This is a genomic window from Flavobacterium sp. LMO8, from assembly GCF_009495755.1.
GTDB lineage: Bacteria > Bacteroidota > Bacteroidia > Flavobacteriales > Flavobacteriaceae > Flavobacterium.
In genome coordinates this window covers 75,044-91,869 of sequence record NZ_WIBJ01000030.1, presented here as the reverse complement: position 1 = coordinate 91,869, position 16,826 = coordinate 75,044, and the positions used below count along the sequence as shown (strand labels likewise).

The window sequence follows — 16,826 nt, the reverse complement described above, 5'->3', positions numbered from 1 at the left end:
TTTATTCTGCTTTGTCAGACTGAGCGAAGTCGAAGGTTTTCATTAGTTCTCGACTGCGCTCGAAGTGACAATTATGTCAATCTAATTCCAATTTAACTATTTTAAGAACACAGATTGAAGAAATTTCAAACTTTGTGTTCTTTGTGGTTAAACAAAAAACTAAATTTTAAACCCTATAAGAGATTACTACGGAATAACAAAAGATGGTTAAACGCTCCCTTTTCGCCTCTCACTCCTCACCCTAAACCGTATCTATAAAACTCTTCTCTGTCTTATTAAAAATTAATAAGCCAAACAGAAAAAGAAATGCCGTTATTCCTACCACATATAAAATCCCATATAAAGAAATATCGCCCACTCCTAAAAGCATATAACGAGACGTTTCTATAATATATGCCAACGGATTATAAGCTACAAGCCAAGCTAAGTTTGGCATTTTTTCTTTTATTAATGCCATAGGATACATAACTGCCGACAAATACATTAACAATTGTACTCCAAAACCAATTAAATACGAAAAGTCTCTGTATTTTGTAACTAACGAAGAAATTAACATTCCCAAACCTAAACCTAAAATTCCCATTACAATAATCAAAATCGGGAAAAATAAAAGGGTTCCGTTTAAATCAATTTTAGTTCCGGTGCTTACGTAATAAATATAAAAACCAACAAAAATGCTAAACTGAATAAGGAATTTTACTAAGTTAGAAATCACTACCGAAATAGGTACAATTAACCTTGGAAAATATACTTTTCCGAAAATTCCAGCATTGGCTCTAAAAGTATCTGAAGTTGATGATAAACAAGCGGTAAAATAATTCCAAACCATAATTCCTGCCAAATTGAATAAAAACGGAGGAATACTTCCAGTTGAAATTCCGGCTACATTATTAAAAATAATGGTAAACGTAATAGAAGTAAACAAAGGCTGAATTAAATACCAAAGTGGCCCTAAAACTGTTTGTTTGTATACCGTAACAATATCTCTCTTAACGAACAAAAACAACAAGTCGCGATAACGCCATACTTCTTTTAAATTAAGGGAGAAGAACTTATTTTTTGGAGTAATTTCATACAACCATTCTTCTTCGGAATAACTTGTTTTATTCATGAATTTGGGTACTTTCTTTATTAACGTTTCAAAATTAAACTATTTTGGTTACCGAGCAAACTTATTGCATGGATAATAGGCAATTGATAATCAAATATTAATACAAATAGTTTATTTTTGCACCAAATTTGATTACATGTTATCCTTATTTAAAAGCAAGCCAAAATTATCTGAAATAATTCCTACAAACTATGTGGATATTCATTCGCATGTTTTACCCGGAATAGATGATGGTGCTAAAACTTTACAAGATACGGAGTTTCTTTTGGAAGAGATGAAACAGTTGGGTTTTACTAAATGTATCACAACTCCACACACCATGAGTACTGTTTGGGAAAATACGCCCGAGAGCATTAACAACGCACTCCATAAAGTAAATTCAAACTTACAGTTACCCTTTGAAATTCAAGCAGCATCGGAATATTTATTAGACGAATCGGTTCTAAAAAAAGCAAAAAACAAAACACTTCTTACGTTAAAAGATAATTTTGTATTAATAGAATTATCCTACTTGAATGCGCCTATTCAACTTTATGATTTTTTATACCAATTGCAACTTTCAGGATATTATGTGGTTTTAGCCCATCCTGAACGCTATTCTTACTTTCATTCTAACAAAAAAGAATATAAAAAACTAAAAAAAGCAGGGTGTTTGTTTCAATTGAACTTATTATCAACTGTAGGATATTATGGAAAAGACGTAGCAGAAACCGCTAACTATTTATTAAAAGAAAATTTGTATGATTTTACAGGCTCTGATATTCATCATAAGAATCATATAGCCGCTTTTCAAAGTAAATTAGTTTTTAACAATGGGGATGAAATTAAGGAAGTAATGAAAAAAAATACTTTTTTCTTATAATTAATAAATAGAAATTCGACTAAATAAATTAAAACACCTTTAGCTATTCTTAAAAAACATATAACTACAATTTTTTAAGTATATTTTTTTAGTTGTTTTTTTAACCAATTTTCTTCTTTTTTTACCCCATAACCATAATAACCATAATAACCATAACCTTGATTTGCAGAAGTATCGTTTAATACCATAGCCATATTAGGTAATTTATGCTCTAAATATAATTGCTCTGGAAGTAGCAACAATCTTTTATCAGTAAATTTAGCTCGTGCTACATAAAGAACCGCGTCAGCATATTTGGCAATAATCAAAGTATCAGTAACCAGCCCAACTGGCGAAGTATCTACTACAATATAATCATAAGATTTTTTTATAGTTTCAAAAAACAAATCCATTCGAGGTGTCATTAACAATTCGGCAGGATTAGGCGGAATAATACCAGAAGGGACGATAAATAGGTTAGGATTAGTATCGTGTTGCATCACAATATCTTGTAACTGCAAGGAATAATTCGCTAAATAATTTGTTACTCCTTCTTTTGGAAGATGAAGGTAATTATCCAATTTAGGATTTCGAATATCTAGTCCAACTAAAAGCACTTTTTTACCCGTTAAGGCTATGGAACTAGCCAAATTAACCGAAATAAAGGTTTTCCCTTCATTAGGAACAGAAGAAGTTACATAAATTGTTTTGGATTGATTCCCAGGAACTTTATTGAGTAAAAATTCAACATTAGTGCGTAAAATCCGAATAGCTTCTGCTGTACTAGATTTTGAATCATTCTGCATAATCTCTTCATTCGAACTAGATGTTGGAATATCTCCCAAATAAGGTATTTTAATTCGAACTTCTAAATCTGAGCGTGAAGAAACCTTAGTATCTAATAAACGTCTTATATACAAAACAGAAAAAGGCAAGAATAAAGCAATACAAAACACTGCCACATAAATAATTGATTTTTTTGGAGAAACTAACGAACTTAATCCTTTAGCATTGTCTATTATTTTAGCATTAGGTTCTGTAACAGCTAAACTTATAGCTGTTTCTTCTCTTTTTTGCAATAAGTATAAATATAAACTTTCTTTAATTTGCTGTTGACGACCTAACCCTCGCATTTCTTTCTCAATAGTAGGAACTTTTGACAATTTGCCAGATAGCATGGCATTTTGCTCTTTAAAATCCTTTAACTGTATTGATAAAGATGACTTTAAACGAAAAAGTGTCGCATTAATATTTTCTTTAACGGCTTTAATTTTTTCTTCCAAACTTTTAATAACCGGATTTTCTTTAGGGGCATTTTTTAATAAACGATTGCGCTGTAATACTAACTGATTATATTGGTCAATCATACCTGCAGCGTTTACATCTGCTGTTAAAATATTTGCTGGAACTAAATCTGATATTGTGCTTTTTGACAAGTAAACTAACATTGTTTCTACAATCTTAATTTGTGTCTCTGTTTCAATTTCTAATTTTTCAAATTCCGAAGCATTTTGTAAAAACAAACCAGCTTCTTCTTTTCCGCCAGAAATTTTATTTGTTATTTGATAATTTTCTGTATCATTTTCTGCACCTTTAAGCTCTGTGGCAATTTTACGAATACGATTCTCAATAAAATTAGATGTGTTTTTAGCAACATAATTTTTATCATCTATTGCATCTTGTATATATACAGAAATTAACATATTGATATAATCTTCTGCCTTTTTAACTACAGGATTAGTCATACTAATTTCAATAACACTAGTATTTTTACTTAAAGGCTGAACTGATAATGCCGAAACATATTGAGCCGCAACTTTCTCAACAGGATAAATGGTAACATTGATTGCCTTACCAACACTTTTTTTGGTTAATGATGCTGCATATACAATACAGTTTCCGTTTTTATATTTGAATGTTTTTCCAAAAGAATACAATTGATTAGGATCTTGGGAATCTAATATTTTATAAGTAGAAGGGGAAACAATTTCAAGAGATAAAGTTATGGAATTTGACAAGGTATCTTTGTCTAAAGGGGTGAACTGCAATTGTATTGGCGAAGGATAAATTTCGGATTCTTTAACAACCCCTTTTGCAAAATAAGTAACATTTAAACCAAGTTTTTCAACTGTTTTTTCAGCAAGAGTTCTCGATTTTATAATTTCAATTTCATTATCAACATTACTTTTAATTTTACTAAACGCTGACATATCAGAAAACAAATCTAATTCTGATAATATTCCTCCTTTTTTATCATCTTTAACTAATATTTTAGCATTTGCTTTATAAATTGGAGTACTATATCGAAGGTAAATTGTAGCAGAAATAAATAACACTAAAACACTTAAAAAAAACCATTTCCAATAATGCAAATAATAATCAAACTCTTCGCGAATTGAAAAGTTTTTCTCTTTGTTAACATTAGAATCTGTTTCTATTGGAGGGTAATTATTCATGCTACTTGATTATTAAGGCTGCTAAAGTAATTACTAAAGACAACGCTGTTAAACCAACTGTTAAGTTAGGACCAATAGCAGAAGAATTTATCTTTGTTGGATTAGGAGCAACATAAACAACATCATTTTGTTTTAGGTAATAATATGGCGAATTAACAAAATCAGATTGTGTCAAATCTAAAGAAACAATCTTTTTTTCATCATTTTCTTCTCTAATTACTTTTACCGCTTTTCTATCTCCATAAATGGTCATATCTCCAGATTGGCTCAAAGCTTCTAAAATGGTTATCCTTTCACCTGTTAAAGTTATGGTACCTGGACGAGCAACTTCACCTAAAACGGATACTTTAAAATTTAACAATCGTACCTGAATTGTAGGATTTGCAATGTATTTGCTTATTTTTTCATATAATAATTTAGAAACATCAGTGGTGGTCATTCCACTAACTTTAAAAGAGCCTAAAACAGGGAAATTAATATCGCCAGACGAATTAACAACATATGAAAGAGTGCGTTGCTGTTGGGTACCAAGCTCACTATTAGGTTGCATATTTACTGGAGCTAAATTAAAAGGAGCAGCAACTTCAGGCGTTTCAGATGACACAACAATCAATAATACATCATCGGGTTGCAAACTAGGTTGGTAATTTGTAGAGCTAGAAGGCAATGGGTTTTGCAAATAGATTACTTTTTTTGGAGACACACAAGAACTCGTTAAAGACATCAAAAAAACAAAACAACTAATTATAATAATGTAAAAAAAAGGCTTACCGCTCATGAGGCATTTATTAATATATTTAATTCTTTATAAGTTGAATTCATAGAAACAAATTCAGGCACCATAATTTTCATTTGAGTAACTAAAGCAGTTGTATCTCCCGAATTTAAAACTTGTAATAAAACATCAACTTGTTCATTTACCTCTGCAAAAGTACTATTTATATCTGTTGCAATAGTAATTTTTTCATGATGTGTAGGCAAAGTAATTGAAACATCATTCAATAGTTCTTCATACAATTTTTCACCTGGACGTAAACCAATTGTTTTAATAGCGATATCTTTATCAGGTTCTAATCCAGCCAATCGAATCATTTTCCTTGCTAAATCTATAATTTTAACAGGATCACCCATATCAAAAATAAAAATTTCACCTCCATTACCCATTGTTCCTGCTTCTAATACCAATTGACATGCTTCATGTATTGTCATAAAATAACGAATTACATCTGGATGTGTTATTGTTACCGGCCCTCCTTCTTCAATTTGTTTAGTAAACAAAGGAACAACACTTCCATTTGAACCTAAAACATTTCCAAATCGAGTTGTTATGAATTTAGTTTTTGAAATAGCACTAAAATTTAAAGATTGCACGTACTTTTCAGCAATACGTTTTGTTGCCCCCATTACACTACTTGGGTTTACTGCCTTATCAGTAGAAATCATTACAAACTTTTTAACATTATATTCAAGTGCTAAATTTGCAAGATTCTTTGTACCTAAAACATTTGTTATAACCGCTTGATCTGGATTATTTTCCATCATAGGAACATGTTTGTAAGCAGCTGCGTGATAAACCAAGTCTGGACGATGTTCTTTGTATAATCGCCTCATAATTTGTTCATCTGTTATATTTGAAACCGAACAAACAAACAAAGATTCTGGACAATTTTCTAACAATTCTAAACTCAGATTATGCAAAGGAGTTTCAGCATGATCAATTAATATAATTTTTTTGGGCTTAAATTCAACTAGCTGACGAACTAATTCACTGCCAATAGAACCTGCTGCACCTGTAACAAAAATTACTTTATCAAATACTTCATTACAAATATCAAGATTATTCAAAAGAATAGGCTCTCGTTCTAATAAATCTAAAATTTGTAAATTTTTAACTTTTACAGGTTTGTCTTTATTATTTTCCAATTCACGAATTTCTGCTGCTTTTAAAACACGTATTGAATTTTGCAAACAATCTTCTACTAACTGCATTCTTACGCTTTTATTCATAGAATCATCTGCAATAATTATAGAAGTAGCTCCTAAACTCTTAATTTTTTTTGAAAAATTATTTGAAACAAAAATAATTGGAATATTGTTAATTACTTTAGTACTTTCATTATTATTACTTAAAAAAGCGACAACATTATACTTTAAAGGAACTTCCATTTGCAAGGCTTTAACTACAGAAATAGAGTTTGAGTTTGAACCCCAAACAACAATTTTCTCTTTTTTACCTTCTAAACTAAAAAGTATTAATGCATTATAAACTTGCTTCACAACCAGTCTATAGAATAGTAACAAACAAAAACTAAGTAATACATTTAAAAAAATATAGGTATTGAGAAATAATTTATTACCATTAGAAAAAACATATATGCTATTAATTATATAAGAACTAATAAAAACAATGCTTAAAGCAGTAAGTAATTTAAAAGCATCTTCTATGGATGAATGACGAATAATACCTCTATATGATTTGACAATTTTAAAACAGGCCCAATTTAAGACTGTATAAAAAAGGATAAATTCATATAGATTCATTCGAATAAATGGAATTAATCCAACATCTTTCATTAAAAAAAAGCTAACAAAAGAGGCGAAAAATACTACATTTAAATCAATAAACAGAACTACCCATCTAGGTAAATATTCTACAGTATCGATTTTACGTAAAAAAGGAAATTTCCTTTTTATACTTTTTTTTGCGGAAATTAGTAATTTAGATAGTAAGTTCATTTGTTTGGGGCTTAAATTTACTTATTATTTATTAAAAAAAGATTCTAAAGCTAAAGCTATACGTTTTTGATCATGACTAGTAAGATTAGAACCTGAAGGCAAACATAATCCTATTTCAAACAAGTCTTCTGCAACACTACTACCATAATAAGGGTAGGAAGAAAATATAGGCTGTAAATGCATTGGCTTCCATAAAGGCCTACTCTCAATACCTAGGCTATCTAAATGCAATCTCAATGCTTCACGATTTTTATTTTTCTCATTTGGATGTATCAATATTGTAGTAAGCCAATGATTTGGAACAAAATCATTTGAAGGCGCTTTTAAAACTGTTACATAGTCAATAGCAGTAAAAAAAGCTACATAAAAATTATAAATATTACGTCTTAATTCAATATGACGATCCAAAACTTCCATTTGTCCTCTTCCAATACCTGCACAAACATTACTCATTCTATAATTATAACCAACTTCAGAATGTTGATAATGTACTTCTTCATCTCTTGCCTGTGTTGCTAAATAAACAGCTCTTTTCTTTAAGTCAGCTGATTTAACAACTAAAGCTCCTCCTCCAGATGTTGTGATAATTTTATTTCCATTAAACGATAATACTCCCATAGTTCCAAAAGTGCCACACATTTTTCCTTTAAAAGAGCTCCCTAATGCTTCTGCACTATCCTCTAATATAGGTATATCATATTTTAATGCAATAGCCTCAATTACATCTAATTGCGCTGGCATACCGTACAAATGTACGACAATTATAGCTTTAGGTTTACAATTTTGTTTTAAACTTAACAGTATTGCATTTTCTAGAGCTATTGGACACATATTCCATGTAAGCGATTCACTGTCTATAAAAACTGGGGTTGCACCTAGATATAAAATTGGATTAGCTGAGGCAGAAAATGTCATGCTTTGACAAATTACTACATCATCCCTCTTAACACCTAATAATATTAAGCCTAAATGAATGGCTGAAGTACCACTGCTTAACGCGGCTACATGAATATCATCTTGCAAATAACTCTTTAAATCATTTTCAAATTCAGTAACATTAGGACCTAAAGGTGCTATCCAATTTGAATCGAATGCTTGATGGATGTAGTTAATTTCATTACCACCCATATGAGGAGAGGATAGCCAAATTCTTTTATTCATTTTCCGTAATCGTTACTAAAGACAACCAAATAGTTTATAAAATTAATATTTATAAATTATTCAGAAATTGTGTCCTGTTTTTTCCATAAATAAAACCCTAAAAGTACTCCAATAATAAGCATGGGATAAACCCCAATAGTAATTGGTGCTGTAGGAACATCATCAACATCGTCATCTGGAAAACCTTCTTGTGCTGATACAGCAATACTAATAAAAAGCATCATAAAAATGCTCATTCTTTTTAAATTCTTCATTTTACTACTTCATTTATTTTATCACAATCTTCTTCTTCATCACATTTTCACCTATTGTAACTTCAACTATATAAATACCCGCTTCTAACTTTACATTAGGAGATATTTTTAAAACAGATTGTGAATCAAATTTATTTTTATAAACCGATTGACCTAATATCGAGTACATCACTACTTGAATTGGTTCATTTGTATTTATTGGCAAAATTAGTGAAAATTCATTATTTAAAATTGGGTTAGGAAAAACACTAATTTGTTCTGAATCTAAAAGAGACTCTCCCAAAACAACACTTTGAAAATGTATAGAAAAACGGTTTTCATCTTGAGAAGCTAATTCAGAAGTGGTTGTAAATAAAATATTTACAACTTCATTTAACTGAATCAACGTTTGATTCCCTGTAAATGAATCAATTAAAATAGCAGATAAATCTGAACTAAATCCAGATGTTACTATTTTAAAAGTATAATTTTTATTTGCCTTTAAACGTAAAATTTTTAATTCGCAAATTGAATTTTGCTGAGGCATATTATAAGATGCAATGGCCAATTTTGTGCTGGATTGATACCAGGCTAAATTTTCACCAGGTGCCTCTAATTTTTTAACATCTGAAGAATCAATATCATTTAAAAATGAAGAACCAAAAACAGCAACAGATCCATCTAACGGAAACCCTCCTGTACTTAATATCGAACTTTCGTATAAAGAAATTGACAACATGGAAGAAAAAACAGATTCTAATGTTTGTTCTGTTCTAAAAACAGACGAATTCACACTTTGTTTATCCGTTTCTTTAAAAACTAAAGTTCCTGCAACCCCAGAAATAGCGTTTTTCACAAACAAAGCTTGACCAGGTTGTATATATCTATTAACTGAAGATGCTGGTTCATTATTAACACCTGTTGATTGACTATAAGCCACATATCTACCGCGTTCAGAACCAGAACCCATATTTGCATCCCATGCATAATATACGTCTTGAATACCTGTTTTAGTCACACTATGCCAATCAACAGCACTTTGATAAGGATTTCCTATTAAACTTCCATTATCAGTTGTACTATTTGTAGTATTATTAATAGGCACTGAACTTGACGAATTAAAAACAAAATCTCCTATAAATAAAGACCCTGTTGCAAACAAAGTAATAGGTGCATTCATGTTTTCAGCTGATGTTGAAGTTATTAATTCAGGAGTTCTATCGCCTCTAATTAACATACGATATCCTTTACCTATTTCTAAATTTGTTGCATTAGTATTAGAAGCCGCATACCATCCTGTTCCGCTTGGAATTTGATTATTATATAGATACAATGAAGAACTATTGGTAGTTGTTGTATCAAATCCATTTACATCACCACCAACTCCAGTGATATGTGTACTCATTTGCCATGTTTCGGATAACGAACCTGTAGAATTAACAGAAGATGATAAAAATCGAAAAGCTCTTTTCCCTAATGGAATATATCTTTCAACTGTAACATTAGTAGCTCCAGTAACTGTTCCTGTAACTGTTCCTAACATTGCTGTTCCACTTGAGTTAGATTTCATTAAAATTGGTCTACCATTAAAATTAGCTGTTCCCAAGACAGATAAAGTATGCTGAGAATCTATTACTAATTGACCACTACCTGATATCGTAAATATAGAATTTACACCTATTGTTAAATCAATATTTAATATAGGAATATTTGGACTATTTGTATCTATTAATATAGAATTAGTATCATTTGGCACTATTCCACACGACCAATTTGAAGGTTCATCCCAGAAAGCATTAGTTGTACCCAACCATGTATTTGTAAGAAAAGAGACAACAAAACCAGAAGAAGAAACAGTCGGATTTTCTACACATAATTGATTAGATGTCATTTCAACAGAAATCACATCAGAATCTTCTAAAGTTGATGTACTATATACTTCAGAATTGGCTCCAGGAATTGCTACTCCATTTAAAAACCATTGATAAGCTGGAGAAGTTCCTCCATTTGTTGGAATGGCCGTAAAGTTAAGTGTTGTGCCCGAACAAACTGTCCCAGAAGGAACAGTATCTATAACAACTGTAGCTTCTAAATTTGAAATATTTCCTTTAGCAATTGCAAATTCACCAAATGATGTCCCATTATTTTGAATTAATTCTACAGTACCAATGTTAACTGGTGAAACTAACACACTACCTGAATTATTCCAATCTCCTGCTATTTGCCAGTCAGAACTTCCTGAAACTCTATTCAAAATAGCATGATTTGATATTGATAATCCTGCATTCGTATGTCCGTTTCTTGTAAATGACAATTGTGGTAAATTTGCCAAAGTACCAGTTGAATTAAATATCCAATATCCATTGTCTAACAATTCTGTAGCTGTAAAACATTCATGAGTTAAAGGCAAACCTGTGCCTAATGTAACTGTTGAAGCTACATATCTACTAGACAATTTTGTTATACCTGGTACTGAAGCCCAAGTAATCATTGCTCCATTATAATCCGTATTAGAGCCTATTGGGAAAAAATAAGATCCAATTCCTCCTACAGTACGAATAAAATTTCCATTACCATTTGTAACTATATAATTTATTTCAGAACCTCCGATTAATCCATTTGAGTTAGCTAAAGTTAAATTATTATTACCTAAAGTCAACTTTCCGGATAACAAATTCAAGTTACCATTTACCGTTTTCTTACTTCTTAAAACTACCCCAAAAGCATTATTAATAGTTAAATTTTGTAAAATCGTTCCAGTTGATGGCCATGAAACATATCCAGCCGAAGGGACTCCTTGGGAACCATCAATTGTAGTTTGAGAACTAGCCCCACTATATATTTCATTTAACCCCGTTATCACACCTGAGTTATTAAAATAAAATCGTCTCCCTATTTTTCCATTACCAGTACCTAGAGTCCCTCCTGACCAAGTGAAATTCACATTACCAGTTCCATTAAAATAAATTCCAGAAACACCAGTAGTACGAGATTGATTAAAGGCTAAAGCTCCAGACGACAATGTTAAATTACTACCTAAAATTAATCTTCCATCATTAGTTACACTTGAATTTCCTGTAGCTAGTTGCAAAGTACCTATTGAAATCGCAACATCACCATCAACTTGTAAATCTGCTATCCTTGAACTTGTTCCATTAGCATTACTAATATTTGTTGTTCCTCCAGTTATAGTGTAATTACCATTGACTTTCATTAAATAGTTCCCTAAAACATCATTACTACATACAGAAAGAACACCTCCGCTTTGAATTACATTACCAGTTACAGTGAAAGTTTTATTTCCAGATGACCCAGAAGCAAAAACATGTAGTCTACCTCCTGACACTTCTAATTCTTCAACTGATATATCTGTTGTACCTACTGAATTACTAATTGAAAATATTCCTCTAGTTCCTGTATTTTTTATTTTTAAAACAGCAACACTACCCCAATTTGCTTCAATAGAACGAATAGCAGTACCAGTCGAATAATCTATTTCTAAAACAGAAAATTGATGACCATCAAAAAATGTACTATTCGATATATCATTTGTAATACTACAAACCGAGCCGTCATTCCAAGTTGTTTGTAAACCTGTAGGCAATCCAATAGTAGCAGTAAAAGAACGATTATATTGATATACCCCCAAAGAAGCCACAATTAAAGAAGCCGACATAGAATTAAATGAAAAACGCCCCGAAGCATTGTGTATTAACTTACCTAAAAGCAAAAAATCAGTCCCTACACCATCAAAAACAGTTAACTTAGCAGTTAGTATTAAAATCGAATTAGTTTCAACTATAAGTTGATCAGCAGAAACATTAGATGAAATAGTTATCGTATGACCATCTCGAATGGCAATTCCATTAACAGTTCTATTTGGAATAACACTAGCAGGTTCCCAAGATGTCCCATTATATCTTTCCCAAACAGACAAAGCATCCCAGTTACCAGAATCTACAGTACGATAATCATCAACAACTTGTGCTTTTAATGCAAGATTAAAACTCAATAATACTGCAAATAAAAATATTTTTTTTATAGAAATTAATGTAGGAGTAATTTTATAAATCATATTCTAATTAATTTTAGATTGAAGGCTAGAATATAAAAATACAAAAAAAATATAGTTAAAGTAAAAAAACAGATTGTTTTTACATTTTTATAACATAATAAAACAAAATGTGATGATACCTAACAAAGTAAATAATCCAAGAATTAAAATAAATTAAAATTTAAATTCTCAATTCTATAAAAATTCATAAATCAAAAAATGGTCTTTAACAATATTGCGATATCTAACCAAAAATTTTGATTATAATAATAATTAAGATTCATAGCTATTTTATCTGGAAAAATAACAGTATCATTATAATGCAACGGGTCATCTTGTTTAAGCAAAAGTGATTCTTCATTAGCATATTTCAACGAAGCTTCAGAAGTCAACCCAGGCTTCAATGATAATATCTTACGCGATTCACCTTCTAACAAATCATAATAACCTGGAATGTCCGGACGTGGTCCCACAAAACTCATTTGTCCTAATAATATATTAAGCAATTGAGGAAGTTCATCAATTTTAGATTTTCTTAAAAAAGCTCCAACCGAACTAATTTTTTTTGTAATAGGATGTACAGTCTTAATTTTAAAAATAATAAAAGGAACACCATATTGACCAATTCGCTCTTGCAAAAAAAGGCCATTAGACTGAGTATCAATTGAGGCTATTAGCCATACAATTACAAGCAATGGAAAACAAAAAACCAAAGCAAAAAAAGAAACAATAAAATCAAAAGTCCTTTTAAGCATTTTAATGCATTTTAATTGGTTTAGCAGGTGTTCCAACAGCAGTAACACAAGAGGGAAGTGATTTTACTACAACAGCTCCCGCACCTACAATAGTTTCACGTCCAACAGTTACACCATTGATTATAGTTGCACCTGTTCCAACATATACAGACGACTCTATAATAACTTCACCCGAAATATGAACACCTGGCATAAACGAACTATAATCATGTAGCTTAGTATCATGACCTACAGTGCAACTCAAATTCAGAAGTACAAAATCGCCAATACCAATATTACATGTAAGAATTGCTCCAGCACATATAATAGTTCCTTGACCTATAATCACTTCATCATCAGATATTATTACTGTTGGATGAATTAAAACAGGATATGAAAATAGTTTAGACTTTAATAAATCTACAACTTTATGTTTAACTTTTGGTGTTCCAATTGCAACAGCAACAGCAAGATCAGATCCTTGTGATATTAGATCCAAAATATTACCTAAAACAGGCAAACCATTAATTAGAGTTCCTTTGGCAAAACCATCATCATAAAAACCAAGCAAAGTATATGTTGGACTAACCTTGTTTATAGCATCAATCAAACACTTTACTTCTCTTCCTAACCCTCCTGCACCAACAATAACAATTTGTTTCATAAATTAATTTCCTTTAAAAGCTTCAGCAGTTGCATGCCCTTCCTGCGATATACCTTCTCTTTTTAATACTTTTAGCAACGTCAAATAGAGTATGTTACAATCCAACAAAAACGAAAGATGGGTAACATACCAAACATCGTACTGCAATTTAATATCCCATTTAATTCCATTTCTACCATTTACTTGTGCCCAACCAGTAATCCCCGGGCGTACTTCGTGACGCCTTTTTTGGGTTGCATTATACAAGGGTAAATAAGCCTCTAATAAAGGTCTTGGCCCCACAATACTCATATCACCTTTTAACACATTAAGCAATTGTGGAATTTCGTCTAACGAACTTTTTCGTATAAAACGACCTACAGTAGTCAAACGTTCGGCATCAGGCAACAATTCACCAGAAGCATCACAACCATCATGCATCGTTTTAAATTTAATGATTGTAAATAGCATTTCATTCCTTCCTGGTCTCCGCTGCAAAAAAAATGGCGTACCTCGATTAACAATAAGCAAACTAATCGTTAGTACTATAAATATTGGACTCAAAAACAATAAGCCAAAAAAAGCAAAACAAAAATCAAAAATACGCTTTACAAAATTTCTATACATCTGTTTTACATTTTTGATATTCCGCTAAAAGTGATTCCCATACAACACATTGTTCATAATTAGTTACTATTTTAGTGCGAGAATTACGTTTTAGTTGTAAATAAAAAGAAACATCTTGAACAATTTTTTGCATTGCAACATAGAGCGCTTCAACATCTTTTACAGGAACAATAACCCCATTTTCTCCGTGCATTATAATTTCATTACAACCATTAATATCAGTAACAATACATGGTAACTCCATCGATCCCGCTTGCATCACCACATTAGGAAATCCTTCGCGATAACTTGGAAAAACCAAAGCATGGGAAAGAGCAAAATAAGGTCGCACATCGGCCTGATAGCCCACTGAAATAATGGAACTATTTGTATCTATTTTTACTAGCGTCTCTTTGCGCAACGGATCCAAATCCGGCTCAAACGAACCTACCAATAACAATTTCACATGTTCTTGATTTAATTTTGAAAAGGCAGCTACCAATTCATGAATGCCTTTATCTGCTACCAATCGACCTACAAAGATAAAAACAAAATCACTTGTTTTCAAACCCAATGAACTACGCAAGTCTTGAACCATAGAAGGTACAAGTGCAGCGGTACTAAAATGAGCTGTATTGATACCATTAGAACTACCATTTGCTAATACATTCAATTTTGTTGTTGCACAAAATTGAGCAGCTAAAATAATATCTTTTAAACCAAACGAATTGGGATAAACCTTAGTCGCACATTGGTACGTTATTTTTTCAACAAATTGCAACATTTTTCGTCGTAAACCACTTGACTCAAGCAATGGTAATCCTGCAACCGTATGTAAACGATGAGGCACACGTGCTAAGTAAGCCGCCAGCATACCAATCAGACCCGCTTTTGGTGTATGTGTATGCACAATTTCTGGACGTGTTTTTCTAAAATAAACATACATTTTATATAACGCAATCAAATCTTGCAATGGAGTAATAGCTCGTGTCATAGGAACACAATGAAAGGAGACACCCTCTTGCATAGCTACACGCTTCAAATCATCATACGCAGAAGAAACAGCTGTTACTTCATAATAAGTATTCATATAGGATAGCTGTCCTCCTAACAATTTCTCCAACGAAATGGGTATCGTAGTAATTCGAATTAACTTTTTCTTCATGAGCGAGAATCATACAACTGTTGATAAATAGATACGATATGTTGCTGATGACGAGAAATATCAAAAAAAGCAACTGCCTTATGGGCATTTAAAGTATGAGCTGCTGCCCAATCAAGTTCGAAAATAAAATGCTCCATAGCCTCAAAAAGTGCAGACCTTGGAACTGTAACGTCATAACAATAACTTTTAGTTTCCGACAACAACTCTGGAATACCACCAATCGCCGGAGCAATCACAGGCAAACCAGAAGCAAAAGCTTCTACAATAGACAACGGCATATCTTCTGTGCGGGAAAACAGCACAAAACAATCTATACTTTTATAAAATACAGGCATATCTTCTTGATGTCCTAAAAAAACAACCTGATCCGTAAGTTTCAAATCGAAAACCAATTGCTTTAAATAACCCAATTCTGGTCCTTCGCCAGCGATATGAAACACAACCTCACGTCCATGTAACAATAAGAATTCTACCAAATAAATCCCCATTTCAATCTGCTTTAAAGGTACTAACCGTGAGGCCGTCCCTAAAATAATTTTAGATGGGGTACTTCGCAATGTCGCTACTAAATAATCGGAAACAGGGATACAATTATAAACCAACGCTACTTTTGAGATAGGATAGCGTTCACGTGCCAAACGCAATTGCTTACTTTGCTCCGAAACTACTAATATTTTATCTACATAGCGCAATAATAATCGATCCAATACTATATGTCTTTTTCGAATCCAAGACCCCATTCCATGAACATGATTTAGAACACGACAACTTGAATTCTTCATCTTATAAAACCGAGCCAACAAATTAGAAGCATACATAACCGAATGCAACAAATCAGGTTGAAACTCATGAATAGCAGCAATCACCTTTTGAACAGCGAATGGATTATAGTATGATTTTACCCCTAAAAAAGTAAGATGAACAGGAACTTTAAGCTGATTTTGTAAACTACCTTTTCGTTGAAGTACAAACAAAGCAATCTCATATTTTGAAGAATCCAAACAATTAATAGTATGAACCAATTGACGTTCTGCACCACCGGTACCTAAACTGGATATTAAAAAAGCTACTTTGATTTTTCCCATA

Annotated in this window: 13 protein-coding genes; 1 reads left to right on the top strand and 12 read right to left on the bottom strand. The window is 31.8% G+C overall.

What is annotated here, in order from left to right; genetic code table 11:
- Window positions 1-241: 241 nt before the first annotated feature.
- The gene (locus GFJ94_RS06685; protein WP_153200779.1) at window positions 242-1,111 is read right to left on the bottom strand and encodes an ABC transporter permease; all 870 of its coding nucleotides are present in this window, start codon (window positions 1,109-1,111) and stop codon (window positions 242-244) included.
- A gap of 136 nt (window positions 1,112-1,247) precedes the next feature.
- Between GFJ94_RS06685 and GFJ94_RS06680 the strand changes: the two genes are divergently transcribed.
- A complete protein-coding gene (locus GFJ94_RS06680) occupies window positions 1,248-1,973 on the top strand; it encodes a tyrosine-protein phosphatase (RefSeq protein ID WP_153200778.1) in 726 nt (241 codons plus the stop codon).
- Window positions 1,974-2,047: 74 nt separating this feature from the next.
- On the opposite strand, the gene GFJ94_RS06675 is transcribed toward GFJ94_RS06680, so the two are convergent.
- The 11 genes from GFJ94_RS06675 to GFJ94_RS06625 all read right to left on the bottom strand — a co-directional run bounded on the left by GFJ94_RS06675 (window position 2,048) and on the right by GFJ94_RS06625 (window position 16,825).
- The gene (locus GFJ94_RS06675) at window positions 2,048-4,408 is read right to left on the bottom strand and encodes a tyrosine-protein kinase (RefSeq protein ID WP_153200777.1); all 2,361 of its coding nucleotides are present in this window, start codon (window positions 4,406-4,408) and stop codon (window positions 2,048-2,050) included.
- A 1-nt stretch (window position 4,409) separates the two neighbouring features.
- On the bottom strand, window positions 4,410-5,111 hold the full coding sequence (locus GFJ94_RS06670) for a polysaccharide biosynthesis/export family protein (RefSeq protein WP_162523813.1): 702 nt from the start codon (window positions 5,109-5,111) through the stop codon (window positions 4,410-4,412).
- 71 nt (window positions 5,112-5,182) lie between these two features.
- A complete protein-coding gene (locus GFJ94_RS06665; RefSeq protein WP_370513803.1) occupies window positions 5,183-6,685 on the bottom strand; it encodes a polysaccharide biosynthesis protein in 1,503 nt (500 codons plus the stop codon).
- Between the two features lie 483 nt (window positions 6,686-7,168).
- A complete protein-coding gene (locus GFJ94_RS06660) occupies window positions 7,169-8,305 on the bottom strand; it encodes a DegT/DnrJ/EryC1/StrS aminotransferase family protein (protein ID WP_153200774.1) in 1,137 nt (378 codons plus the stop codon).
- A 56-nt stretch (window positions 8,306-8,361) separates the two neighbouring features.
- The gene (locus GFJ94_RS06655; protein ID WP_153200773.1) at window positions 8,362-8,559 is read right to left on the bottom strand and encodes a hypothetical protein; all 198 of its coding nucleotides are present in this window, start codon (window positions 8,557-8,559) and stop codon (window positions 8,362-8,364) included.
- Window positions 8,560-8,572: 13 nt separating this feature from the next.
- A complete protein-coding gene (locus GFJ94_RS06650; RefSeq protein WP_153200772.1) occupies window positions 8,573-12,613 on the bottom strand; it encodes a T9SS type A sorting domain-containing protein in 4,041 nt (1,346 codons plus the stop codon).
- Between the two features lie 191 nt (window positions 12,614-12,804).
- Window positions 12,805-13,347 carry a sugar transferase gene (locus GFJ94_RS06645; protein WP_153200771.1) on the bottom strand — a complete coding sequence of 181 codons (543 nt, stop codon included), beginning with the start codon at window positions 13,345-13,347 and terminating at the stop codon, window positions 12,805-12,807.
- 1 nt (window position 13,348) lies between these two features.
- On the bottom strand, window positions 13,349-13,990 hold the full coding sequence (locus GFJ94_RS06640; RefSeq protein WP_153200770.1) for an acetyltransferase: 642 nt from the start codon (window positions 13,988-13,990) through the stop codon (window positions 13,349-13,351).
- Between the two features lie 3 nt (window positions 13,991-13,993).
- On the bottom strand, window positions 13,994-14,596 hold the full coding sequence (locus GFJ94_RS06635) for a sugar transferase (RefSeq protein ID WP_153200769.1): 603 nt from the start codon (window positions 14,594-14,596) through the stop codon (window positions 13,994-13,996).
- Entirely contained in the window at window positions 14,589-15,740 is a 1,152-nt protein-coding gene (locus tag GFJ94_RS06630) for a glycosyltransferase family 4 protein (RefSeq protein ID WP_153200768.1), read from the bottom strand. The genes GFJ94_RS06635 and GFJ94_RS06630 overlap by 8 nt, the downstream gene beginning before the upstream one ends.
- Window positions 15,737-16,825, bottom strand: coding sequence for a glycosyltransferase (locus GFJ94_RS06625; protein ID WP_153200767.1), 1,089 nt, complete (start codon window positions 16,823-16,825; stop codon window positions 15,737-15,739). Before GFJ94_RS06625 ends, GFJ94_RS06630 begins: the two co-directional genes overlap by 4 nt.
- Window position 16,826 lies beyond the last annotated feature (1 nt).